Raw genomic sequence first — 21,648 nt, forward strand, 5'->3', positions numbered from 1 at the left:
TTCGGTCGTCTCGGCCCGCAGCGGGCCGACCCGATGCTAGCCCAGGCGACCATGAGGAGGTGCGGGCCGGGTCCCCGGGGCCGGCACCGCGCCTCCTCGGGTCGCGTCGTGTCGCGTTCGCGGCATCGTGTCGTGCACCGACACGACACGATGACGCGAACGGCACACGACACCGGCGCGAGGCGCGGGTCAGCGGCGGCGGATCGCGACGGCGGCGACCTCGAACGGCTGCAGCGACACCGCGACGCGCGAGCCGTCGGTGACGGCGAGTGCTCCGCGCGGGTCCCCCAGGGAGGAGGCGCGCTCGGCCGAGACGACGGACGTCCCGACCGCGAGCGTGACCGTGACCGGCTCGTCCGCGAACGACTGCAGACGCACGAGCGACGTGTCGTCGTCCGCCCCCGCCACCACGGACACGAGCTGGACGCGCGGGTCGTCGAGCGTGAGCAACTCGGCCGAGGCCCGCGCACCCGCCCCGTCGCCTGCGTCCGCGCCCGCCTCCGCACGGCGCCCCCGTGCCGACACCGCGCCCAGCGGCCGCACGAGGTCGGCGGTCGTCGCGACGGCGACGGCCTCGATCGGCTCGTCGCGCCGCGAGCGCACGCCCACCGCGTACTCGAACGTCGCGGTGAAGCCCTGCTCGATCGGGAAGTTCGTGTCCCACACGTTGTTGTGCACCCACGAGAAGATCGTCGCGGGCTCGAACGGGCTCGTGCTCGGCGGGAACGGCGCGTACGGCAGCGAGATGGTGCCCGGCTGCACGAGCGGGACGTCCTTCGTGACCCAGACCACCGCCTCCTCGGCGTCGGCGATCGTGACCCAGTTGCGGATCGCCCGCATGTGCTGGGGCGCCCCCGGGATGTGCGCGATGCCGTCGCCGGTGACGCCGCCCGAGACCTCGAAGTGCAGCACGGGCTCGGCCGCGGCGAACGGGAAGGCGAAGAACGCGCTCTCCTTGACGCGGGTCACCGGCTTGACGAGCCGGTTCGCGATCAGCAGCCGGGGCTCGCCGTGACGCAGCCGCAGCGTGACCCGCACCGAGTCGACCCCGGCCGCGGCGAACTCGTAGACGAGGCGTTGCTCGACGGCGTCGGTCACCCGCTCCACGACGACGGCCGCGCCGCCGACCGAGCGAGAGGCGAGCAGTTCGAGGCGGTCCGAGACCGAGAGCTTGTTCGCGAGGTGGTTCACGCCCGCTCCCGACGAGCCGTACTCGTCGTAGACGTACGCGTTGAAGCCCGCGACCGAGCCGTCGTTGACGAGCTCGCGGCCCGTGGCGAGCTCGACGATCGACCGGATCGACGACGTCTGCTCGTCGACCTCGACCCGCAGGTGCTCGTTCTCGAGCGTGAGCAGCTCGCGACGCGGCGTCGTGTCGAGCGCGTGCACGACGGGCGCGTCCGCCGGCGCACCCGCAGCACCAGCACCAGCGCCGGCAGCCGCACCTGCACCCGCGCCCGCCGCCACGACGTCCACCCGCACGAACCCGAACGCCGGCACGTCCCGCACCTGCACGCCCAGCCAGCGCCCCGACTCGCGGTGCAGCGAGTTCGACTGCGGCTCGACCGTGTGCGGCAGCACGCGTCCGGTGCGTCCGTCGCGCAGCTCGACCGCCTGGTCGAGCGGCACCGTGGACTCCTTGAGCAGGAGGCGCACCACACCGGTGCGGGCGAGTCCCGACGCGTTCGCGACGACGAGCCCGGCGAGCGAGTCGGCCGCCGGCACCACCGTCGACGCGAGGTACACGAGCGCGTGCTCGGCCAGGTCCGCGCTGCGTTGATGCGCGGCGATGCCTTGCGAGACCTTCCACTGCCACTGCAACTCGCCCGAGTCGTAGCCCTCGTCGCCGTGCGTCCACGAGTTGCTCGCACCCCAGGTGTGCTCGTTGAACATCGAGATCGCGTCGTAGGCCGCGTCGGCGTCACGCCTCTCGGTCGGCACCGCCTCGCCGCCGAGCCACGCGGCCGCCTGCGAGAACGAGCGCGCGTCGGTGACCGTCGCCTGCGCCTCCCGCGTCAATGCCAGCGGCACCGCCGCCGAGCCGACGCCCTCGACCCACCAGTCGCCCCAGTCACCCTCGACCGTGACGAGGTCGTCGCCGTACTTCGCGTCGGCCTCGGCGAAGAAGTCCTCGTTGCGCGAGACGCGCAGGGTCGGCGAGGTCCAGGTCTCGTTCCAGCGCCGGACCGTCTCCGACAGGTGCGAGCGCGCCGGGCCGTTGTCGCCCATGAACCCCTGGGTGCGCAGGTGCAGCACGTCCCACGGGTAGCCGTCGCGCCCCTCCGTCTGCTCGCCGTGCGCGCCGAACACCCCGGGAGGGAAGGGATAGCCGCGCGTCGCGAGCGCCGTCAGGTACGCGGGCAGCAGCGCCTCCGCCGACTCGTAGGACTCGGTGAGGCCGACCATCGGCCCCTCCATGTAGGCCAGTCCGTGCGGGCTGTCGGTCATCCAGACGAGCACCGAGTTGCCCGCCGGGGTCCGCCAGCGGAACATCCGCGGCAGGTTCAGCGCGCCGCTCGTGTGCGGCTGCGAGCGCCCCGCCCAGTTGTGCGCCACGGCGAGGTAGTCGACGCCGACCTCGCTCAGCGCGTCGGGCAGACCGGCCACCTGACCGGGCACGTCGGTCTGCATCGCCGTCGTGAACTCGATGCCGTACCGGTCGCGGATGCGCCGCGCCTCCCGCATCAGCTCGTGCAGCTCGTCGGTCGAGCAGGTGTCGGTGTGCAGGTTGAACGGCATCGCGCTGAGGCCGATCGAGCCCTCCTTGACGAGCCGGACGAACTCGGCGACGTCCGCGGCCGGGCGGTGCTTCTCCCAGTCGACGAACGCCCACAGGGCCTCGACGTTCCACCGGAACCGCGCCTCCTCGGGCCAGTCGGCCGTGTGACCGGCGAGCTCGACCGCCGAGTCGAGGTACGACCGCTGCTCGGCGATCACCGTCGCCTGCGGGTCGGTGTAGCCGAAGTCGAAATGCGAGTGGTGGACGACGTGCACCGACCAGTCGCGCTGGGGCAGCAGCGTGAACGTGACCGTCTCGGCGCCGAGACCGGGCACGGCGAGCGTCACCTCGGTCGGCTCGGCGACCTCGCGCACGAGCAGGCGCACCGACGCGGCGTCGGGCGCGGGGGCGGTGCCGAGCACGAGCCCGCCGTCCTCCCCGAGCCCGGTGGCCGAGGCCGCCGTCAGCGACGCCACGGTCGCCCGCGCCGCCGTCTCGGCATCGTCGAGGAGCAGCCGGACACTCTGCACCGCGACCCCGTCCACGGTCGTCTTGAGCGGCTCGGGCAGCACGCGGACGCGCGCGCCGCCGATCGCCGCGGTGGCGACGAGGGCGCGGTCGATGAGCCCGTCGCGGGCCTCGAGGTGAGACCAGGGCTGGGCGGCGATGAGGGCGGGGGTGGTCATGACTGTGGATACTCCGTCGGGGGTGCGGGCGGCGAGGGATGGAAAGCGGAGGAGGCGCGGGTCGGCCTCCGAGGAGGCGCGGCCCCGCAGGCGGGCCAGCAGGCGCGGGTCACGCGGTCGGGTTCAACCCGCGACCGAAGAACCGCTGGAACGCGAAGAACACGACGATCGTCGGCAGCGACGCGACGAGCGCGCCGGCCAACGCGACCGGCGGCCCGAACGTCGAGTAGTTACCCGTCAGGTCGGCGAGGGTCGCCATGACCGGCCGGATGTTCGAGCTGGTCGACAGGGTGAGGCCGAACAGCAGGTCGTTCCAGATCCAGGTGAACTGGAACACGAACGCCGCGAGCAATGCGCTGACCGACAGCGGCAGGTGGATGCGGAAGAACATCCGCACCCAGCCGGCCCCGTCGAGCGACGCCGCCTCGCGGATCTCGCCGGGCAGGCCGGTCATGTGACCCCGCACGACGAAGAACGCGAACGGGATGGTCAGCGCGACGTAGACGAGCAGCATGCCGTACTGGGTGTCGAACAGGGAGGCGGCGGCATAGCCGGTGAACAGCGGCGACAGGAAGGCCTGCAGCGGCAGGATCGTGCCGACGTAGATCAGCCAGAACCAGAGCGTCGGCCGCTTGAGCGGCATGATCGTGACCGCGAACGACGCGAGTGCGGCGATGAACACGGCCGCCCCGGCGCCGACGACCGAGTAGAGCAGGCTGTTCAGCATGCCCTGGCCGACGTTGGCGTTGGCGAACGCCGTCTGGATGTTCTGCAGCAGCGCCCCCGAGGTCGGCCACCAGGTGGGTGTGCCGGTGTACTCGTCGCCGGGTGTGAAGGCGTTGACGATCAGCAGGTACGACGGGATCAGCCAGATCAGCGACACGACCGTGAGGACGAGCGCGAGGACACGGCGGGAGGTCTTCGTCATGGGTTCCTCTCAGAGCTGGTTCGGTCGGAGCTGACGACGGAGGTACGCCCACGAGGCGACCACGACGACCACGGTCAGGAAGACGGCGACCGCCGCACCCGAGCCGTAGCGCGACAGCGTGAACGTCTCGCGGTACATCGTGAGCGCGAGCGTCTCGGAGGCGGTGCCCGGGCCGCCGTTGGTGAGCAGCAGCACCTGGTCGAAGACCTTGAGGCTGCCGACGATCGAGATGCCGATCACGACGACGGTCATCGGGCGGAGCTGGGGGAACGTCACGCTCCAGAACAGGCGCCAGCCCGAGGCGCCGTCGATCTGGGCGGCCTCGAGCGTGTTCGGCGGGATCGATTGCAGGCCCACCAGGAAGAGGATCACGCAGGCGCCGGTCGCCTGCCAGGTCGTCGCGACGATCATCATGACCGTGTTGAGGGGCCACTGCAGCAGCCACTGGGCGACGAGCCCGTCGAGGCCGAACGCCTCGAGGATCGTGTCGAGGCCGCCGTCGGTCGACAGCATGAACGTCCACACGACGGCGGTGGCCGAGCCCGAGATCGCGTACGGCAGCACGATCGCGAAACGGGCGACGGCGCCGAGCTTCAGCTTCCACGTGGCGACCGCGATCGCGAGACCGATGCCGACCGGCAGCACGAGCGTGCCCACGACCCACATCAGGGTGTTCAGCAGGGACTGGAAGAACACCTGGCTCGTGAACAGCGCCGTGTAGTTGTCGAGCCCGATCCAACGCCGGGTGAAGCCGTTGTCGTCGAAGAAGCTGCGGTAGATCGTGAACACGAACGGCGCCACGATCAGCACCGTGACGAGCGCGATCGCCGGGGCGAGGAACCCGGCGGCCGCGAGACGTGAGCCCCACGAGCGGCGTGCGGCGGGCCGGGTCGCCGGGGCGACCGGTTCGGTCCGCTCGACGGGGTCGAGGACGGCGGCGGGTTGCGTCAGGCTGCTCATGCGGCGTTCCAGGTCTTCCACTCGGTCGTGGCCCGAGCCTGCATCGATCGGAGCGTCGCCGTGCCGTTCGATTTCGACGGGTTGACCATGAACGACCCGAGGTCTTGCACGTTGCCCTCGATCAACGGCGTCGGCGAGGCCTCCCAGTAGCGCGTGAGCTGCACGGGCTTGGAGGCGGCGACCTCGGTCGCGAGCGCCGTGACGAGGTCCGATTTCGGAAGGGCCGCGGGGTTGGGACTGGTGTCACCCAGGAAGCCGACCCACGCCTCCTGCACGTCCGTCGCCAGCCAGTTGGCAGCGACGTCGACGGCCTCGCGATGGCGATGCGCCTTGACCGGCACCGAGAGCGAGCCGCTCTCGACGACCACGGCCTGCTCGGTCGACGACTCGTAAGGAGGCACGCGGAAGAACCCGAGATCGGCGTCGGTCAGCCCCGCCGCGAGCATCGAGTTCGCGAACCAGGTGCCGTAGAGCATCATGCCGAAGCTGCCCTTCTTCACGAGGCCGGGCAGATCGTTCGACGTCACGTCCGGGGCCGAGAAGAGTCCCTGCGCGTACATGTCCGACCAGACGTCCATCGCCTTCGCGGCGGGTGCGTCGAGGTAGCTGGCCTTGTTCGTCGTGACGGCCTGGTAGTACTCGGGGTCGATCGAGGCGAGCAGTTGCATGAACCAGATCTCGGACTCCCACGTGTTGGCGCCCGGCGAGTGGATCGGCACGATGCCCGCCGCCTTCAGCGTCGCGGCGGCGGCGAGCAGCTCGTCGAACGTGGTCGGCACCTCGATGCCGTTCTCGGCGAACGCCTTCTTGCTGTAGACGACCGCGTAGTAGCTCTTGTAGAGCGGCACGCCGTAGGCCTTGCCCCGGTACGAGAACGACTCCCGCTGCGCCGGGTCGACCCAGCCCTTCGCGATCACGTCGTCCCAGACGCCGTTGAGGTCGGTGAGGATGTCGGCGCGCGCGATGTCCTGCAGGCGGTAGCCGTTCGTCCACTTGATCAGGTCGGTGCTGCTGTCGGTCTGCGCCGTCATGCGGATCACCTGCGTGTAGTTGTTCACGCTCGCGATCGACCGCGACTGGATGCGCTCGCCGATGCGCTTGTCGAGCACCTTCGAGGCGGCCGCGTAGCCGGGGCCCCAGGTCGGGTTGTCGCTGTTCAGGGTCACGACGCCAGCGGGCGACGGCAGGGTGTCGGTGCCCCGCGCGCAGGACGCGAGCACGGCGGTCAGCAGGCCGGTGGCGCCCAGGGCGAGGGCGGAGCGGCGTGTCATGTCGAGCCGACCCGAGTTCGAGTGGTCCATCCGTGCTCATCCATTCATCGTCGAATTGATAACGTTACCAACCAGAAGGTAACACCATCCGCGCCCCTGGACAACAGGCCGTGTCCTGTATACCTGGAGCATGACGGCATCGGCAGAACCACCGCCTACCGGCAACGACGTCGGTGCCCGCACCGACCCGGCGACGGGCTCGGGCCGCGGCTCGCAGCTCACCGTCAAGGACATCGCCCGAGCCGCCGAGGTCAGCCCGATGACCGTCTCGCGCGTGCTCTCGGGCGGCAAGAACGTGCGACCCGCGCTGCGCGAGCACGTCGAGCGGGTCATCGCCGAGGCCGGCTACCACCGCAACGAGAACGCCCGCAGCCTGCGCCCCGGCCAGCGCTCGGGCCTCGTCGGCGTCATGATCACGAACATCGCGAACCCGTACTACGCGGCGATGGTGCAGGGCATCGAGCAGGTCGTCGCGGCGACCGGGCGGCGCATCCTTGTCGGCACGACCAACGAGGACGCGGCACTCGAGCGACAGCTGCTCGCCGACTTCCTCGGGCGACAGGTCGAGGGGCTCGTCGTCGTGCCCGTGGGGCAGGACCCGGCGCCGTTCTCGGCCGAGCGCCTCCGCGGCACACCCCTCGTGCTGGCGTCCCGCGCCATGGACGGGCTGGAGGCGGACGTCGTCCTGCTCGACGACGTGCGCGGCGCGTTCGAGGCGACCACGACCATGCTCGCCGAGGGGCATCGGCGCATCGCCTTCCTCGGCAACAAGGTGACGGTCTCGACCGGCCAGCGCCGCCTCGATGGCTTTACGGCGGCGCACCGCGAGCGCGACGTGCCGCTCGACCCGGCGCTCGTCACCCTCGGGCTGCAGGACGCCGCGGCGGCGGAGGCCGCGACCAACGCGCTGCTCGACGACTCCGACCCCCCGACCGCCGTGTTCGCAGCGAACAACCGCATCAGCATCGGGGTGATCCGGGCCATCACGCGGCGAGCCGGGGCCGGTTCCGGTTCCGGTTCCGGGTCCGGTGCCGGTGCCGGTGCCGGTGCCGGTGCCGGTGCCGGTGCCGGTGCGAAGCTGCCGGCGCCGCCGGTGCGGCTGTTCGGCTTCGACTCGTTCGAGTTCGCCGACATGGCGCCGATGCCGCTGTCCGTGGTCGACCACGATCCCGCCGAGCTCGGTCGGATCGCGGCCGAGATGCTCCTCGGCCGACTCGACGGCTCGGCCTCGGACGCGGCGCCGCGGCTCGTCGAGCTGCCGGTGCACCTCGTCGACCACTGACCGACGCGGCTCCGCCCGCTCGCCCCGTTCAGGCGCTCGTTCGGCCGGTGGGTCGATCGCGTGACGCGTGCCGGCACGGACTACCGAGGCGTCTCGAGAGGCGATCGCCTAACGAAACGGCTCGGCCCCTCGTCGGCACTCGGAGGCGAGCCGAAGCGCTTGCACGGAGCGTCGTTGTTGTTCCGAGCGGTGGCGGCCATTGGCGGGAGAGGGATGTGGTGCTGCGACGACGGGTATGAGCCGGGGGTGCTCGTCCAGGGTGAGGTGCCGCATGACTCCGTCGAGGGCGGCGGTCCCGTACGTGACGATGGCGTCGAGCACGGGGAGCACCTCGAGCAGCGCTCCGAGGGCATGTCGCCCCTCGTCGATGTCAGCTGGTCGTACGCGGCCGGGGATCTCCCACGGGATGAGGTTCCAGCGGAGGTACTCGTTGCGTGCGAGTCCGGATTCGATCCGGGCTGCTCGGAACGCCGTCGCGGTCGGGCCCGGGTTGTCCTCGCTGCAGATCGCCGTATGCGCTGCCGCGATCGTCTGGGGGCCCGGTGACTGCATGAGGACCAGCACACGGCTGGAGGTGCCGCCGGATCGTGGGTCGAAGCTCGGGACGAACCGTCGTGAGCCGTCGGGCGCGGTTCGCCATGTCTCGGCGAGGGCGTTCAGCAATCGAACGTCCGCGAGCTCGTCGGCGGTGCTCATGCCGGCTGTGGTGGCGCGAGGAGTGCGCCGCGGATGACCGAGCCGTGGAACGTGCGGACGGCAACGGTGATCCATGCGGCGACGAGGCCGGCGTAGTAGACGACGGCGAGGACCGCGACGACGGTGAGCCCGGAGTGCAGGGCCAGGCCGTTGAGGCCGGTGACGCAGGTGCCGACGGGGAACGTGAACGACCACCATGTCAGGCTGAAGGGCAAGTGCTCTCGGGCGGTCCTGACCGTGATGGCGAGGGCGATGACCGTCCACAGCAGCGCGAAGCCGAGCATCGCGAAGCCGTACACCAGCGCGACGACGAGGAGCGCGTGGGCGGTGGAGGCGTCGATGACGGTGGGGGCGTTCGTGGCGAGCAGGTTCACGGCGGTGATCGACTGCCCGACGGGGCCGAGGACGATCCACAGGGTCGGGACCATGCCTGCGGCGCCGATCTTGTGCTGCGCGAGTCGGTTCCAGATCAACGTGATCACGACCAGCGACGTGATGAGACTGAGGCCGAAGAAGCCGTAGCAGGACCAGAGCAGGGTCTCGCGCGCCTGACCGGCGGGGGCGTACGGCAGGAGGAGGGCGCCGGTGGAGGCGGACACCATCGGCGGGACGATCGGCATCAGCCAGCCGCCGAACGCGGAATCGGGCTTGTTCTCGTGACGGGTGAACGCCAGGTACGGCACGAGGACCGCTGTGAGCAGGCCGCCGATGGTGCCGATGGTCCAGAGGACCCAGTCGACGGTGACGGCCGCGCTCAGACCGATCCAGTCCTTGCCGAGGAGGATCGTGCCGGCACCGACGGTGAGGAACGCCATCGGCGGGGCCCCGTAGAAGTGCGAGATCACCGGGTGCAGGTGGTGCTTGGCGGCGGTGCTGCGGTAGCGGACCCAGTGCAGCACCGTCGCAACCGTGAGGGCGACGAGCAGGACCGCGGCGACCGCCCACACCACCGTCGCCGCGAACCGGAGCCCTGGGAACTGCAACGGCAACGACGCAGCGGCGACGGCGACGATCCCGGTCCCCATGATCGACGCGAACCAGTTCGGGGTCAGGTTCGACACGATCAGGCCAGGCCGCTCCAGCTCTCGGAACAATCGCCGTTCTCCCACGACATGCTCGGACGTTGCGGGTGCGTGGGCGAGGTGAGCGGACATGCACCCATCGTGCGCCTGTCCCCCCTGGTTCGGGAACGGCGAACTCATTGGCGGGGCACAATGGTTGCTTGTGGCACTGCGGCGGTTGACGGACCGAACACTAGACCTCGATACCCTCGAGGTCCTCGTCCGCGTCGCGGACACCGGGTCGTTGACCCGCGCGGCCGACGTGTTGGGGGTGACACAGCAGGCGGTGTCTGCGCGCTTGCGTGCCGCGGAACAAGCCATCGGTCAGCCGCTGGCGCACCGGACGGCATCCGGGACCGCTCTGACCGATGCTGGGCGGGTGGTACTCGGTCTCGCCGTTCCGGTCTTGGAGGCGTCGCAGCGACTCGAAGCGGGGGTCGCCGCGCTCAAGGAACCGGCGGGACACCTCGTGGTCGCAGCGTCTCAGACGATCGCCGAGCTCCTCCTGCCCGGATGGCTGCTCGACCACCGGGCTGCCGCGCCCGATGCGTCGGTGCGATTGATCGCGGGCAACTCCGCCGCTGTGATCGACCTCGTTCGATCCGGCGCTGCCGACGTCGGGTTCACGGAGACTCCTGCCGCGCAACCTGACCTCTCCTCGCTCGTGGTCGCCGAGGACGAACTCGTGGTCGTCGTCGCCCCGCACCATCCGTGGGCGCACAGCCCGGGCATCACCGCGGCCGACCTCGCGGAGACGCCGCTGCTGCTCCGCGAGGAAGGGTCCGGCACCCGCGCCACGGTCGAGGCGTGGCTCGACGATGCGGGACGTACCCTGGTTCCGCCAGCCGCGGTACTGGAGACGACGGGCATCATTCGCGCCAACGCTCGAGCGGGCATCGCGCCGGCGGTGATGAGTCTGCGCACCGTCGGTCGTGACCTCGCCGACGGTGCCCTCGTCCGGGTACCGCTGCTCGGCCCGCCACTGATCCGGTCGCTGCGTGCGATCTGGTCTGGCCCCCCAGGGCCCGCCGTCAAGGCGTTCCTGGACACCGCTCGCGGCTCAGACACCGGCGGTCAGATCAGTCCGTAGGGCAGCTCCGGGTGCTGCTCGGCGATCTCGGTGAGCCGGTTGTACTTCGCGACGCGTTCCCCGCGGGCGGGTGCGCCGGACTTGAGCTGCCCGGTGCCGGTCCCGACGACGAGGTCCGCGATGAACGTGTCCGTGGTCTCGCCGGAACGGTGGGAGACCATGCTGGCCATCCCGATGCTGGTGGCGGTGGCGATCGCGCCGAGCGTCTGGGAGACGGTGCCGATCTGGTTCGGCTTGATCAGTGCCGCGTTCGTCAGGTGCTGCTCGCCGCCCTCCCGAATGCGCTGCGGGTCGGTGACGTAGAGGTCGTCGCCGACGATCTGAATCCGGTCGCCGAGCGCTGCCTGCATGCGGCGGAACCCCTCGTGGTCGTCCTCCGCGAACCCGTCTTCGATGCTGCGGATCGGATACGCGTCGACCAGGTGCCGGTAGTAGTCGACCAGCCCGTCCTGGTCGAGGCTGTCGTCGAGCATCCGGTACGAGCCGGCGCCCTGGAAGAACTCGTTCGCGGCCGGGTCGAGGGCGATCGCCACCTGATCGACACCCGGCTCGTTGCCGGCCGTGCGGATCGCGGTGACGAGCAGGTCGAGCGCTTCCTCGGGCGCGGCGATGGACGGTGCGAAGCCGCCCTCGTCGCCGAGGCCGAGACTGCCGAACCGGTCCCGCACCAGGGTCGAGAGGGCGTGGTAGACGTCCGCGCCGATACGGACGGCGTCGGCCATCGAGCCGGCGTTCACGGGGGCGATCATGAACTCTTGGAAGTCCAGCTTGTTCGCTGCGTGCGCGCCGCCGTTGAGGACGTTGAAGTGCGGCACCGGCATCCGCGGCGTCGAGCCGGTGATCTCTGCGATCCACTGCCAGAGCGGGAGGTCCGCGGCGTGGGCGAGGGCCCGGGATGCGGCGATCGAGGTGGCGACGACGCTGTTCGCGCCGAGCCGACGGTACCCGGTGGTGCCGTCGAGTTCAGCGAGGGCAGCGTCGATCTGCCCGATCGCCGACCAGGACCGGCCGGTGAGGAGGCCCGCGATGTCGGTGTCGATCAGGTTGAGCGCCTGAGTGACGTCACGGCCGCCGAACGCGGAACCGCCGTCACGGAGCTCGCCGGCTTCGTGGGCGCCGGTGGATGCGCCCGCGGGGGCGTCCCCCGTGACGGTGCGGCCGTCGTCCAGCTCGAGGAACACACGGACCGTCGGGTAGCCGCGGGAGTCGAGGATGCGGGTGCCGTGGACGGCGTCGATGGTGACGGGGTGGTCGTGGTGGGTGACGTACTCACCCTGGTGGGCTCCGTGGTGGTGAGTGCCGCTGATGTAGTCGTTCATGGTGACGCTCCTTCGGTTCGGTTCGGTTCGGTTCGGTTCGGTTGGGTTGGGTCATGCGTCGGGCTGGGGTGTGGTTGCGGGGATGCCCCTGGGACGCCGAGAGACGACCTGCTGGCGGTCAGATGGTCACAGGGTGGCGCCGAGAAGAATGCCGGCGGTCGCGGCGGCGACGGAGACGACGAGCATCCCGAGACCGTTGATCGCGGCTGCGGTGATCCGGCCGCTGCGGGCGAGGCGGACGGTTTCGAAGCTGGCGGTGCTGAACGTGGTGTAGCCGCCCATCATCCCGGTGCCGAGAACCGCAGCGGGCAACGCTCCGAGGTGGGTGGCGGCGCCGACGAGGAGTCCGAGCAGCAGCGACCCGGTGATGTTGATCGTCAACGTGCCGAGGGGGAGCCGGAACTCCCGGCCGGTGTTGATCAGGCCGTCGAGGAGGAACCGGCCGGCAGCGCCGATGCCCCCGCCGAGGGCGACGGCGAGGATGAGGGCGACGTTCATGCTTCCTCCCTTCGGGGACGGAACCAGCCAGCGACGACGAGACCGACCGCGGTCGCGATCGCGCCCGACAAGACGGTCAGGAGCGCGTAGCCGGTGCCGCCGAGTCCGTGCCCGTCCAGGAACAGGGCGGCGGTGGACTCGGCGAGGGTGCTGTAGGTGGTGAACCCGCCGAGGACCCCCGTGCCGAGGAGCAGCCGCAGCACCCGTCGCCGGCCGGCATCGGGCCCACGATGGGCGAGCGCTTCCAACAGCGCACCGAGGGCCAGCGCTCCGGTGACGTTGATCCAGAAGATCGACCAACTCACCCCGCCATCGGCGGGGAGCGCGCTGCTGATGACGTCGCGGAGGGCGGTACCGGCGGCCCCACCGAGCGCGACGAGGCCGACGTACCGCCAGCGCAGATGCACCGGCCGCATCGCTGCTGACGGGTCGGCGACGTCGACGTCGGGGTCGGAGGGGAGCTGGTCATCGGGCATCGTGGTGTCCGTTCGGGTGGTCATGTTCCGCCTTCTGCCGCGACCAGCGCCGCGGCGTGCTGTGCTGCTACCGGATCGAGGAACGCCCCACCACGCGGGACGAGGGCACCTGTGGCAGCGAGGTGGTACTGCAGGGGTTGCCCGGTTGGCAGGTTGAGCTTCTCGAGCTCCGGGTCGGTGAGGCCGTCGATGCAGGCGCAGAGTGCGCGGAGCGAGTTCCCGTGCGCGACGACGAGGACGCGCCGCCCTGCCCGCACCATCGGCAGGAGCCGGTCCTGCAGCACGGGGCGGACCCGATCGATGACGTCCGAAAGCGCCTCAGTAGGTCGGAGGGCGCCCTCCGGCAGATCATGCAGCGCCGCGCTTGACCGCAACGTCTCCAGTAGCTGCGGTGACATGGGCGGTGGTGTGCCGGTACGGGATCTGCGGAGCCGTACGTACGCGTCATCACCGAGTGTGTGGCGGGCGTCGGTTTTCGTCATCCCGGTCAGGGCGCCGTAGTTGCGCTCGTTGAGCTCCCACACCGCGTCCGTGGGCACCTGCGTCCCGAGGACTTCACAGAGTATCTCGGCAGTGCGGACGGCTCGGCGCAGTGTCGAGGTGACCACGATGTCCGGCCTGATGTGGTCCGACCGCAGGAGCCGTCCCGCCGCAGATGCCTGCCGCTCCCCGCGGGGCGTGAGCGGGACGTCGAGGAGACCGGTGAAGGTGCCAGCTTCGTTCGCGGTGCTCTCCCCATGCCGCAGGAGCATCAGCGTGCCCGTCACGGGGCATCCGAAGGTCGGAGGACGGTGAGGCCGACCGGTTCATGCGGGACGACCAGCACCGGCCGGTGCTGGTGATGGGTCAGGTGCGCTGCGACGGACCCATCGAGCAGTTCCGCGATCCGGCGTCGGCCGGTCTGCGACCCGACCACGATCATCACCGCATCACGCTCCTCCGCCACCGCGGCCAGTGCGCGACCCGGATCCCCGACCCGGGAGACGATCTCCGCGTCGACGAACCGCGCTCCAGCAAGCTCGCGAATGAGCCCTACGTCATCGTCGGGCAGCTGCCGCGGATCGCTGTCCGCCGTGTCCGGGTCGATCTGTTCGATGATCTCCGACCCGTCCGCACGCATCCCCGCGGACAGCAATGCCGGATCGACGACGACACACACCAGCGCCGCGCCGAACCGGTCAGCGACAGCAGCCGCAACGCCGACGACGTCGTGCACCTGGCCTGGCTGCACACCGACCACGACAACACCGACAGTGCCCGATTCGACCATGACATCTCCCTACCTCAGGCGCGCAAAAGCGCGACCAACTGAGATAGGGACTGTTGTCGACGAGTGTCGAGGTTGGGTCCGGCAAGCCCCACTGCCGGGTCCGAAGACATCACCAGTATGCACCCTCGACTCAGGCGCGGAAAGACCGAAAATTCGGGCGAGTCATCCGCGCCACGGAGCGCCACCAAGACAGCACTGAGAGATGCCGGTCGCGGAGGACCTTCACTGCCGTCGAGCAGCGCTCACCGACAGTCAGGTCCGCAACGGGCTGCTTCTACTGGAGCGGGGTTTGCCGCGGGCGCGTCAGACGGCGGGCTGAGGCTGCCGCAGACCGGTGACGAGCAATGTGACCATCTGCCGCACGTCGTAGTCGGGGTCGTTCGGCGCGTACGCGACGAGGTCGCCGACGGCGCGGATCAGCTGGTAGGCCGAGGTCGGCGCGACGACCTCTCCGGAGGCGCGGGCCGCGTCGAGCAGATCGCTCACGACGGGCACCAATCGCGTCACGAACAGCACGTGCAACGCCGTGAACTCGGCGGCGTCGCCGTCCCACACGCGACCGAGGCCGTGCTTCGTGCCGAGGAAGTCGACGAAGAGGTGCACCCAGCTGAGAATGGCGGCGAACGGCGTCGGCGACGTGGCGAGCAGGTCGGGCCCGGCCTCGGCGCACTCGTCGATCTGATGCCGGTAGACGGCGACGACCAGGTCCGAGCGCGTCGGGAAGTGCCGGTACAGCGTCGCCACGCCGACTCCCGCCGCGGCGGCGACCTCACGGACGGGCGCGTCGACCCCCGAGCTCGCGAACACGGTGGCCGCGGCGGTCAGCAACGCCTCCTGGTTGCGCTCGACGTCGCGGCGGCGCGGTCGGGAGTCGGGCTCGGGCGCGGCGGCGGTCATCCGCCCAGTCTCGCATGATCCAGCGCCCTTCCGGAACAGTGTTCCATTTGGGCTTGCAGAACGGATCGCTGTTCCGTATCGTGACGGAACGACGATCCGTTTCGGTCGCCTCCCTCTTCGAAAGGTCCTCATGCCCGCCCTCGACCCCACTCCCGTGATCAGCATCCGCCCCCTCGTCATCCCCGTCCCCGGGCGCGGTGACGACCTGCAGATCCGTGTCTCGGCCCCGGCCGAAGGCAGCGACCTGCCCGTCATCGTGATGGCCCACGGCTTCGGCCTCGACCTCACCGCGTACGACCCGCTGGTCGACCACTGGACGGCGCACGGCTTCGTCGTCGTCCAGCCGACCTTCCTCGACTCGGCGTCGCTCGGCGTCGCCCCGACCGACCCCCGCTACCCGACGATCTGGGAGGTCCGGGTCGACGATCTCGTGCGCGTCCTCGACGGTCTCCCGCGCCTCCTCGACGCCCTGCCCGGCCTGGCCGAGCGCGTCGATCTCGACCGCATCGCGCTCGCCGGGCACTCGTGGGGCGCGCAGTCGATCGGCATGCTGCTGGGCGCCCGCGTGATCGGGGCCGACGGCACACCGGGCGAGAGCCGCCTCGACCCGCGCGTGTCGGCCGGCGTCCTGCTCGCCGCGACCGGCATCGGCGGGGACGATCTGTCGCCTTTCGCCCAGGAGAACTTCGCCTTCATGAGCCCGGAGTTCGACTCGCTCACGGTGCCGTCGATCGTCGTCGCGGGCGATCACGACCAGTCGATGTTGTCGAGCCGTGGCCCCGACTGGTTCACCGACGTCTACCGACTGAGCCCCGGTGCGCGGCACCTGGTCACACTGTTCGGGGGCGAGCACTCCCTCGGCGGCATCCAGGCGTACGGCAGCACGCAGACGACGGACGAGAGCCCCGAGCGCGTCGCCCTCGTGCGCGAGACGACGACCGCGTTCTTGCGGACGGCGCTCGGCGTCGACGACGGCGCGTGGGCGCGCGTCGCGGCGGCGGTGTCCGCGGGCGCGGGCGCGGCATCGGCGGGTGCGGTCGGACGCATCGACTCGAAGTAGCGGCGGCGGCCCGGTCGCACCTCGTTCTGATCGACGCACCCCGTTATAGCGCGGTGCGTTGATCAGAACGAGGTGCGGCCCGGGGCGCACGGCCGGCGGTGACCGGCGGGCGCGCTCGATACGGTGGCGGGATGCGCTCTCTGCTCCGGCTCGACTCGTGGACCGCCTCCGATGTGGAGGAGGTGTTCTCGCTCGCCGACGAGTACCGCGCGGGTCGCGGACCGATGACGGCGGGGGCGGCCGTGATGTTCTTCCCGTCGACGAGCCTGCGCACGCGGGTGACGTTCGAACGGGGTGCCGCCCTGATGGGGCTCCAGCCGATCGTGCTCCCGAGCGGCACCCTCGACAAGCCGGAGGCGCTGGCCGACGTCTCCGGATACCTCGCCTCCTGGGCCGACATCGTGGTCGCCCGCCACGGCGACCTCGGAGTGCTGGAGGGTCTGGACGCACCCCGGGCACTGCCGATCGTGAACGCCATGACCGACGAGAACCACCCGTGCGAGGTGCTCGCCGACCTGTACTCGCTCCGGCAGCAGCGCCTCCTCTCGGGGTTGCGCGTCGTCGTCGTCGGAGCCGACGGCAACATCGCGCGGGCCTGGCAGGAGGCCGCCCGCGTGCTCGACCTCGATCTGCTCCACTGCGGGCCAGCCGGGCTCGAGCCTTCCGGAGCCCGGGCGACCGACGACCTCGACGCGGCGGTGCGCTCGGCCGACGTGATCGTGACGGACGGCCCCGGTCGGCATGCCGAGGCCCTGGCACCGTATCGCGTGACGGCCGCGCATCTCGATGCCGCGCCTCCTGGTGTCCTGCTCGCCCCGTGCCCGCCGTTCGAGCGCGGGCGCGAGGTCAGCGCCGACGCCATCGCTCACCCGGCCTTCGTCGGCCACGCCTTCAAGAAGTCGCTGCTGCCGGTGCAGCAGGCCGTCATGGCGTTCTGCCTCGGTCTCGGCTGACGCCGCTCGCGGCGGGCAGCTCCGCACCGACCCCGGATGGGGGTGTCGCCCGCTTCCCGAAACGGAGGGACAGTGAGACAGTCGTACATCGACGACTTCGAGGAGTGGGTGTCATGACCGCATCCGCAGTGACCGGCACGGGGCCGCGCCGCCCGCGCGAGCTGCTCGCGGCGCCGGGTCGAACCGGGCGCGCCCGCACCGATCCCTTCCCGTACATCGCGTGGCGGCGATGGCTGCTGCGCCTCGTCCTCGCCCTCCCGTACCTGCTGATCGGTATCGTCGGCGCGTCCACCGGCAGCACCCTCGCCGAGTCGACACCGAACATCGACCAGCTCGCCGGGGTCGCCGGCATCGACTGGAGCAGTAACGACATCTCGTGGATCGGCCGCTCGCACCCGCCGCTCGGCACCGCGCTCGTCTCGGTCATCCCCGGCGGCACGCTGGGGCTCGCCATCGTCGCCTCGCTGGCCGCCGGCGTCTTCTTGCAGAAGATGATCGAGGCGATGCACCAGCGACGGTTCCATCCCGTCAAGACCACGATGTTCGCCCTCGCCCTCGGCGCGAACCCGCTCTTCGCCTATACCGTGACGCAGAACATGGAGGGGTTCCTCGGCGTGGCCCTGTTCGGGCTCGGCGCCGCCGACATGATCCGCTTCATCGCCGGGCGCGACACCCAGGCCGGCTTCCGAGCCGGGCTGCTTTTCATGGCGGCCGCGCTGATGCAGGCGAGCGGGCTGCTCTACGTGACCGTCGCCGCCCTGTCAGCACCGCTCATCACGCTGGCGAGGCGCCACGAACGCGGAGCGCGCGTCGCCAACATCCTCGTCATCCTCTTCCCGACGCTGGCGATCTTCGCGTGCCTCGAGTTCCTCCGCATCGTCTTCCTGCACAGCAGCGCTCCACTGATCGCGAGCCGGCTCAGCTACACGCCCGAGCGGTGGGCGATCCTCCCCCACCTCGTCACGACGGTCGACGGTCTGCTGATCCTGGCGCCGCTCGTGAGCGGCTGGGCACTGGCCCTTCTCGTGCGTCGGCCGGGTGCGATCCTCATCTCGACGATGCTCTTCGCCTCCTTGATCGTCGGCTACGTCGTCGGCCTCATCCCGGCGAACGCGGGCGGCAACGTCTACCTCACGATGATCGTGATGGGCGTGGCCATCCTGCCCGCCGCGTCGACCACCCGGGCGAGCGTGCTCATCATCGCCGTCGCGGCACTCCAGGTCGCGATCGCGTGGGCGGCGGCCTTCAACCGTCCGGTCGTGAACGACTGGATGCACGCCCTCCTCACCGCCGCGGGGCTGACGTCGTGACCGCGTCCGACCGCCTCCGCCTCCGCGACATCGACCGCAGCCTGTCGCACGCGCGACTCGCGACCCGCTACGTCGCGGAGGACTGGCTGCCCGTCCGGCTGCTCGACGACGGCACCCTGCTCGTCGCCACCGCGCACCGCGCCCACGACGCCGCCCTGCTCGACGCGCTCCGCGAGGAGCAGGGCCGCCGGGTCCGCTTCGTCGAGGTGCCCGAGTGGGAGCTCAAGGCGCTCTTCGTCCGGCTGTTCAGCGACCACGTCGCCGACCGGGCCGCGAACACCCTGTTCGAGCGCAGCCCCGAGCTGTCCGGGCGGGTCGTGTTCTCGCGCGGTCAGAAGATCGGCGGCATCGTGCTCGCCGTCGTGCTCGTCGGTCTGGCGATCCCCTGGCCGTGGCAGGTGCTGACCGGCATCGTCACGGTGATCAGCGTCGTCTTCCTCGCCGGGACGGCGTTCAAGTTCGTCGTCGCGATGCAGGGCGCGCGCTACGACGTCGTCGAGCGCATCAGCGCGGCCGAGGTCGAGCGCCTCGACGACGCCGACCTGCCCGTCTACACGGTGCTCGTCCCCGTGTTCCGGGAGGCGAACATCGTGGCCCAGCTCATCGACAACCTGGGCGATCTCGACTACCCGGTGCACCTCCTCGAGGTCTTGATCCTGATCGAGGAGGAGGACGACGAGACCCGCGCGGCCATCGAGTCGGCCTCGCCGCCCGCGCACTTCCATGTCGTGACCGTGCCGAGGGGGCACCCGCAGACGAAGCCCCGCGCCTGCAACGTGGGGCTGTCGCTCGCGACCGGCGACTTCGTCGTGATCTACGACGCCGAGGACACCCCCGACCCCGACCAGCTCAAGAAGGCCCTCATCGCATTCGAGCGCGGCGGCCCCGAGACGGTCTGCGTGCAGGCCGCCCTGAACTACTTCAACGCCGGCGAGAACGCGCTCACCCGTATGTTCACGCTCGAGTACAGCTATTGGTTCGACTACATGCTCGCCGGTCTGGACTACTCGAACCTGCCCATCCCGCTCGGGGGCACGTCGAACCATTTCCGCACCTCCGCGCTCGTCGAACTGGGCGGATGGGACCCGTACAACGTCACCGAGGACGCCGACCTCGGCATCCGCGCGAGTGCGATCGGCTACCGCGTCGGTGTCATCAACTCGACGACGATGGAGGAGGCGAACACCTCGATCCCGAACTTCATCCGGCAGCGCAGCCGCTGGATCAAGGGCTACATGCAGACCACGCTCGTGCACGCGCGCCGCCCCGTCGCCCTGATCCGCGAGATCGGCCCGGTGCGGTTTGCGGCGTTCGCGCTACTGATCGGCGGCACGCCCGCGATCTTCCTGGGCGTCATCCCGTTCTACCTGTTGTCGGCCGTGACCCTGCTCGTGCCGGCCTCGGTGCTGGCCCAGGTCTTCCCGCCGTGGCTGCTCTGGATCTGCCTGTTCAACTTCTTGGTCGGCAACAGCGTCATGGTCTACCTGACGATGATGGGGCCGTTCAAACGCGGCACGTTCAACCTCATCGTGTGGGCGCTACTCAACCCCGTGTACTGGGTGCTGCACTCCATCGCCGCGTACAAGGGCCTCTGGCAGCTACTGACCCGACCGCACTACTGGGAGAAGACCGAGCACGGGCTCACGCAGCACCCCCAGGGCGGCGAGGGCGCGCCGGTCGCGTCCGCGTGACGGGCGAGAGCCGAGGAGGCGCGGGTCGGCTTTCGCCCGCCCCGAACCCCGTCGGTCAGCTGCGCAGGGTGTCGCTCGGGTACTCGCCGAACTTGTCGACGTACGCCGCCGAGAACCGGCCGAGGTGGATGAACCCCCAGCGCTGGGCGACCTCGGCCACGGTGACGTGGTCCGGGTGCAGGTTCTGGAGCTCGGCGCGGACGTAGTCGAGGCGCACCCGACGCAGATAGTTCATCGGGGTACTGCCGAGCTGGGTGCTGAACGCCTGCTGCAGTCCCCGCGGGCTGAGCCCCGCCTGCGCGGCGATGTCCGTCGCCGTGAGAGGCAGTCGCGCCTGGGCGTGGATGTACTCGACGGCCGAGCGGAGGCGCGCATTCCGGGGAGCGAGCAGCACCGAGTCGTAGCCGATCACCTCGTGCGGGAAGGTGTCGAGCAGCGCGACCGCGGCGAGACGGGTCACCTCGGCCTGCATCAGGACCGACGGGGCGACCGGTGTCAGGACGGTCTTGGCGACCGTCGTGATGGTCTGTTTCCAGGAGGCGAGGGTCGCGTCGTCGAGCCGAGCCGTGTGGTCGAAGGTCAAGGGCCCCGCGAGGGCGCCCTCGTGTTCGGCCGCGATCTGCTCCAGGTAGCCCGCCCGGAAGTGCACGAGATTCTGCTTGAACTCGTTCATCTCGAAGGCGAAGAGTTTGCCGGTGGGAAACATCGCCGGACGACCGAGCTCGGCCTCGGTGTCGCTGCCACCGACGTCGACGGTGCCGTGGCCCTCCGTCATCCACATTGCGACGTACTCGCCCTGCGGCTGGATCGACCCCTCGACCGTCCCGAGGAAGGTGGACGAACGGAGGGTCATGTCGGCGTTGCCGGCGGCGGTATAGCGGTACGCGAAAGTCTGGTCGGTCAATTCGACCTTGAAGTCGTCGCCGTTGTAGGCGTTCTCGTACATTGCACGCGCTTGATCCAGGCTCTTGCCGGACAGCTCGCTGCGACCGTACGTGTCGTCGTCGGGGCGCACCCGCTCACTATCTCACGCCGAGACGCCGAGGTTGATGAACCGAGTCCAGAACCACCTCGGGTTTATCCGCTGAACGCACTCAGCTCGTCTGAGGGCCGAGCGCTTCCGTCAAGGCGATCGTGATCGCCCCGGCGAACGGACGCGGCACGTGCGTCCGGGAGTGCGTCCTGCTCGTGATCTCGACCTCCGTCTGAGTCGCTCCGTGGGGTCGGATGGACCACGCCGTGATCGAGGCAACAGGATGCACCGCCGTGATCAGCGCGTCCTCCTCCTCGACGACGATCCGATCGAGATAGATCGAGATCCCCGCGCGGCTCGCACCCGTGTCGACGACGCATTCGAAGACGAGGTCGTCGGGCTGCGTCCCGTAGAAATCGGCCCAGTCGTCGAGGAGAAGACCATGATCGTCGCCCGTCGTCGCCATCGTCGGCTCGCGCTGCAGCCAGGAGGAGTGGGGCATGACGGG

20 protein-coding genes are annotated in these 21,648 nt (G+C 70.3%); 6 read left to right on the forward strand and 14 right to left on the reverse strand.

Features of this window, described 5'->3' with window-relative positions; translation table 11 throughout:
• Nucleotides 1–189: 189 nt before the first annotated feature.
• The 4 genes from ACPEEZ_RS14600 to ACPEEZ_RS14615 form a co-directional block, all read right to left on the reverse strand.
• On the reverse strand, nucleotides 190–3,405 hold the full coding sequence (locus ACPEEZ_RS14600) for a hypothetical protein (protein ID WP_423920621.1): 3,216 nt from the start codon (nucleotides 3,403–3,405) through the stop codon (nucleotides 190–192).
• Between the two features lie 109 nt (nucleotides 3,406–3,514).
• On the reverse strand, nucleotides 3,515–4,333 hold the full coding sequence (locus tag ACPEEZ_RS14605) for a carbohydrate ABC transporter permease (protein ID WP_423920624.1): 819 nt from the start codon (nucleotides 4,331–4,333) through the stop codon (nucleotides 3,515–3,517).
• Nucleotides 4,334–4,342: 9 nt separating this feature from the next.
• The gene (locus tag ACPEEZ_RS14610) at nucleotides 4,343–5,293 is read right to left on the reverse strand and encodes a carbohydrate ABC transporter permease (RefSeq protein WP_423920627.1); all 951 of its coding nucleotides are present in this window, start codon (nucleotides 5,291–5,293) and stop codon (nucleotides 4,343–4,345) included.
• The gene (locus ACPEEZ_RS14615; RefSeq protein WP_423920630.1) at nucleotides 5,290–6,594 is read right to left on the reverse strand and encodes an ABC transporter substrate-binding protein; all 1,305 of its coding nucleotides are present in this window, start codon (nucleotides 6,592–6,594) and stop codon (nucleotides 5,290–5,292) included. Before ACPEEZ_RS14615 ends, ACPEEZ_RS14610 begins: the two co-directional genes overlap by 4 nt.
• A 100-nt stretch (nucleotides 6,595–6,694) precedes the next feature.
• Between ACPEEZ_RS14615 and ACPEEZ_RS14620 the strand changes: the two genes are divergently transcribed.
• Nucleotides 6,695–7,846, forward strand: coding sequence for a LacI family DNA-binding transcriptional regulator (locus ACPEEZ_RS14620; protein WP_423920633.1), 1,152 nt, complete (start codon nucleotides 6,695–6,697; stop codon nucleotides 7,844–7,846).
• 108 nt (nucleotides 7,847–7,954) lie between these two features.
• Here ACPEEZ_RS14620 and ACPEEZ_RS14625 read toward each other — a convergent pair whose 3' ends face one another.
• Nucleotides 7,955–8,542 (reverse strand): uracil-DNA glycosylase, encoded by a 588-nt coding sequence (locus tag ACPEEZ_RS14625; RefSeq protein ID WP_423920636.1) that lies wholly within the window; start codon nucleotides 8,540–8,542, stop codon nucleotides 7,955–7,957.
• Entirely contained in the window at nucleotides 8,539–9,696 is a 1,158-nt protein-coding gene (locus ACPEEZ_RS14630) for a TDT family transporter (RefSeq protein WP_423920638.1), read from the reverse strand. Before ACPEEZ_RS14630 ends, ACPEEZ_RS14625 begins: the two co-directional genes overlap by 4 nt.
• A gap of 70 nt (nucleotides 9,697–9,766) precedes the next feature.
• Between ACPEEZ_RS14630 and ACPEEZ_RS14635 the strand changes: the two genes are divergently transcribed.
• Nucleotides 9,767–10,693: a LysR family transcriptional regulator gene (locus tag ACPEEZ_RS14635; protein ID WP_423924296.1), complete on the forward strand. Its 927-nt coding sequence runs from the start codon at nucleotides 9,767–9,769 to the stop codon at nucleotides 10,691–10,693.
• On the opposite strand, the gene eno is transcribed toward ACPEEZ_RS14635, so the two are convergent.
• The 6 genes from eno to ACPEEZ_RS14665 all read right to left on the reverse strand — a co-directional run bounded on the left by eno (nucleotide 10,678) and on the right by ACPEEZ_RS14665 (nucleotide 15,153).
• On the reverse strand, nucleotides 10,678–12,012 hold the full coding sequence (eno, locus tag ACPEEZ_RS14640; RefSeq protein WP_423920641.1) for a phosphopyruvate hydratase: 1,335 nt from the start codon (nucleotides 12,010–12,012) through the stop codon (nucleotides 10,678–10,680). The genes ACPEEZ_RS14635 and eno overlap by 16 nt on opposite strands.
• A 126-nt stretch (nucleotides 12,013–12,138) precedes the next feature.
• Nucleotides 12,139–12,510: a fluoride efflux transporter FluC gene (locus ACPEEZ_RS14645; protein ID WP_423920643.1), complete on the reverse strand. Its 372-nt coding sequence runs from the start codon at nucleotides 12,508–12,510 to the stop codon at nucleotides 12,139–12,141.
• Nucleotides 12,507–13,010: a CrcB family protein gene (locus tag ACPEEZ_RS14650; RefSeq protein WP_423920646.1), complete on the reverse strand. Its 504-nt coding sequence runs from the start codon at nucleotides 13,008–13,010 to the stop codon at nucleotides 12,507–12,509. Before ACPEEZ_RS14650 ends, ACPEEZ_RS14645 begins: the two co-directional genes overlap by 4 nt.
• On the reverse strand, nucleotides 13,007–13,753 hold the full coding sequence (locus ACPEEZ_RS14655) for a 2,3-bisphosphoglycerate-dependent phosphoglycerate mutase (RefSeq protein WP_423920649.1): 747 nt from the start codon (nucleotides 13,751–13,753) through the stop codon (nucleotides 13,007–13,009). The genes ACPEEZ_RS14650 and ACPEEZ_RS14655 overlap by 4 nt, the downstream gene beginning before the upstream one ends.
• Complete coding sequence (locus ACPEEZ_RS14660; RefSeq protein WP_423920652.1) at nucleotides 13,750–14,256, reverse strand: universal stress protein; 507 nt, start codon at nucleotides 14,254–14,256, stop codon at nucleotides 13,750–13,752. Before ACPEEZ_RS14660 ends, ACPEEZ_RS14655 begins: the two co-directional genes overlap by 4 nt.
• A 303-nt stretch (nucleotides 14,257–14,559) precedes the next feature.
• Nucleotides 14,560–15,153: a TetR/AcrR family transcriptional regulator gene (locus tag ACPEEZ_RS14665; protein ID WP_423920654.1), complete on the reverse strand. Its 594-nt coding sequence runs from the start codon at nucleotides 15,151–15,153 to the stop codon at nucleotides 14,560–14,562.
• A 130-nt stretch (nucleotides 15,154–15,283) separates the two neighbouring features.
• Between ACPEEZ_RS14665 and ACPEEZ_RS14670 the strand changes: the two genes are divergently transcribed.
• From ACPEEZ_RS14670 to ACPEEZ_RS14685, 4 genes are all read left to right on the forward strand, one after another.
• A complete protein-coding gene (locus tag ACPEEZ_RS14670) occupies nucleotides 15,284–16,213 on the forward strand; it encodes an alpha/beta hydrolase family protein (protein ID WP_423920657.1) in 930 nt (309 codons plus the stop codon).
• Between the two features lie 131 nt (nucleotides 16,214–16,344).
• Nucleotides 16,345–17,166, forward strand: coding sequence for an ornithine carbamoyltransferase (locus tag ACPEEZ_RS14675; RefSeq protein WP_423920659.1), 822 nt, complete (start codon nucleotides 16,345–16,347; stop codon nucleotides 17,164–17,166).
• Between the two features lie 113 nt (nucleotides 17,167–17,279).
• Nucleotides 17,280–18,476, forward strand: coding sequence for a hypothetical protein (locus ACPEEZ_RS14680; protein ID WP_423920662.1), 1,197 nt, complete (start codon nucleotides 17,280–17,282; stop codon nucleotides 18,474–18,476).
• On the forward strand, nucleotides 18,473–20,167 hold the full coding sequence (locus ACPEEZ_RS14685; protein WP_423920665.1) for a glycosyltransferase: 1,695 nt from the start codon (nucleotides 18,473–18,475) through the stop codon (nucleotides 20,165–20,167). Before ACPEEZ_RS14680 ends, ACPEEZ_RS14685 begins: the two co-directional genes overlap by 4 nt.
• A 55-nt stretch (nucleotides 20,168–20,222) precedes the next feature.
• Here the strand turns inward: ACPEEZ_RS14685 and ACPEEZ_RS14690 are convergent, their stop codons facing one another.
• Nucleotides 20,223–21,182, reverse strand: a complete 960-nt coding sequence (locus ACPEEZ_RS14690; RefSeq protein WP_423920667.1) for a helix-turn-helix transcriptional regulator — start codon at nucleotides 21,180–21,182, stop codon at nucleotides 20,223–20,225.
• Between the two features lie 79 nt (nucleotides 21,183–21,261).
• Nucleotides 21,262–21,642: a hypothetical protein gene (locus ACPEEZ_RS14695; protein ID WP_423920669.1), complete on the reverse strand. Its 381-nt coding sequence runs from the start codon at nucleotides 21,640–21,642 to the stop codon at nucleotides 21,262–21,264.
• Nucleotides 21,643–21,648: the final 6 nt, after the last annotated feature.

This window comes from Frigoribacterium sp. 2-23 (genome assembly GCF_049601585.1).
Classification (GTDB): domain Bacteria; phylum Actinomycetota; class Actinomycetes; order Actinomycetales; family Microbacteriaceae; genus Frigoribacterium.

What these genes read in the sequence shown, in the direction of transcription:
- ACPEEZ_RS14660 (WP_423920652.1), bottom strand. Translation starts at nt 14,256, where the DNA reads ATGGTCGAATCGGGCACTGTCGGTGTTGTCGTGGTCGGTGTGCAGCCA.
- eno (WP_423920641.1), bottom strand. Translation starts at nt 12,012, where the DNA reads ATGAACGACTACATCAGCGGCACTCACCACCACGGAGCCCACCAGGGT.
- ACPEEZ_RS14630 (WP_423920638.1), bottom strand. Translation starts at nt 9,696, where the DNA reads ATGTCCGCTCACCTCGCCCACGCACCCGCAACGTCCGAGCATGTCGTG.
- ACPEEZ_RS14650 (WP_423920646.1), bottom strand. Translation starts at nt 13,010, where the DNA reads ATGACCACCCGAACGGACACCACGATGCCCGATGACCAGCTCCCCTCC.
- ACPEEZ_RS14665 (WP_423920654.1), bottom strand. Translation starts at nt 15,153, where the DNA reads ATGACCGCCGCCGCGCCCGAGCCCGACTCCCGACCGCGCCGCCGCGAC.
- ACPEEZ_RS14625 (WP_423920636.1), bottom strand. Translation starts at nt 8,542, where the DNA reads ATGAGCACCGCCGACGAGCTCGCGGACGTTCGATTGCTGAACGCCCTC.
- ACPEEZ_RS14600 (WP_423920621.1), bottom strand. Translation starts at nt 3,405, where the DNA reads ATGACCACCCCCGCCCTCATCGCCGCCCAGCCCTGGTCTCACCTCGAG.
- ACPEEZ_RS14670 (WP_423920657.1), top strand. Translation starts at nt 15,284, where the DNA reads ATGCCCGCCCTCGACCCCACTCCCGTGATCAGCATCCGCCCCCTCGTC.
- ACPEEZ_RS14645 (WP_423920643.1), bottom strand. Translation starts at nt 12,510, where the DNA reads ATGAACGTCGCCCTCATCCTCGCCGTCGCCCTCGGCGGGGGCATCGGC.
- ACPEEZ_RS14620 (WP_423920633.1), top strand. Translation starts at nt 6,695, where the DNA reads ATGACGGCATCGGCAGAACCACCGCCTACCGGCAACGACGTCGGTGCC.
- ACPEEZ_RS14610 (WP_423920627.1), bottom strand. Translation starts at nt 5,293, where the DNA reads ATGAGCAGCCTGACGCAACCCGCCGCCGTCCTCGACCCCGTCGAGCGG.
- ACPEEZ_RS14605 (WP_423920624.1), bottom strand. Translation starts at nt 4,333, where the DNA reads ATGACGAAGACCTCCCGCCGTGTCCTCGCGCTCGTCCTCACGGTCGTG.
- ACPEEZ_RS14615 (WP_423920630.1), bottom strand. Translation starts at nt 6,594, where the DNA reads ATGGACCACTCGAACTCGGGTCGGCTCGACATGACACGCCGCTCCGCC.
- ACPEEZ_RS14675 (WP_423920659.1), top strand. Translation starts at nt 16,345, where the DNA reads ATGCGCTCTCTGCTCCGGCTCGACTCGTGGACCGCCTCCGATGTGGAG.
- ACPEEZ_RS14680 (WP_423920662.1), top strand. Translation starts at nt 17,280, where the DNA reads ATGACCGCATCCGCAGTGACCGGCACGGGGCCGCGCCGCCCGCGCGAG.
- ACPEEZ_RS14695 (WP_423920669.1), bottom strand. Translation starts at nt 21,642, where the DNA reads ATGCCCCACTCCTCCTGGCTGCAGCGCGAGCCGACGATGGCGACGACG.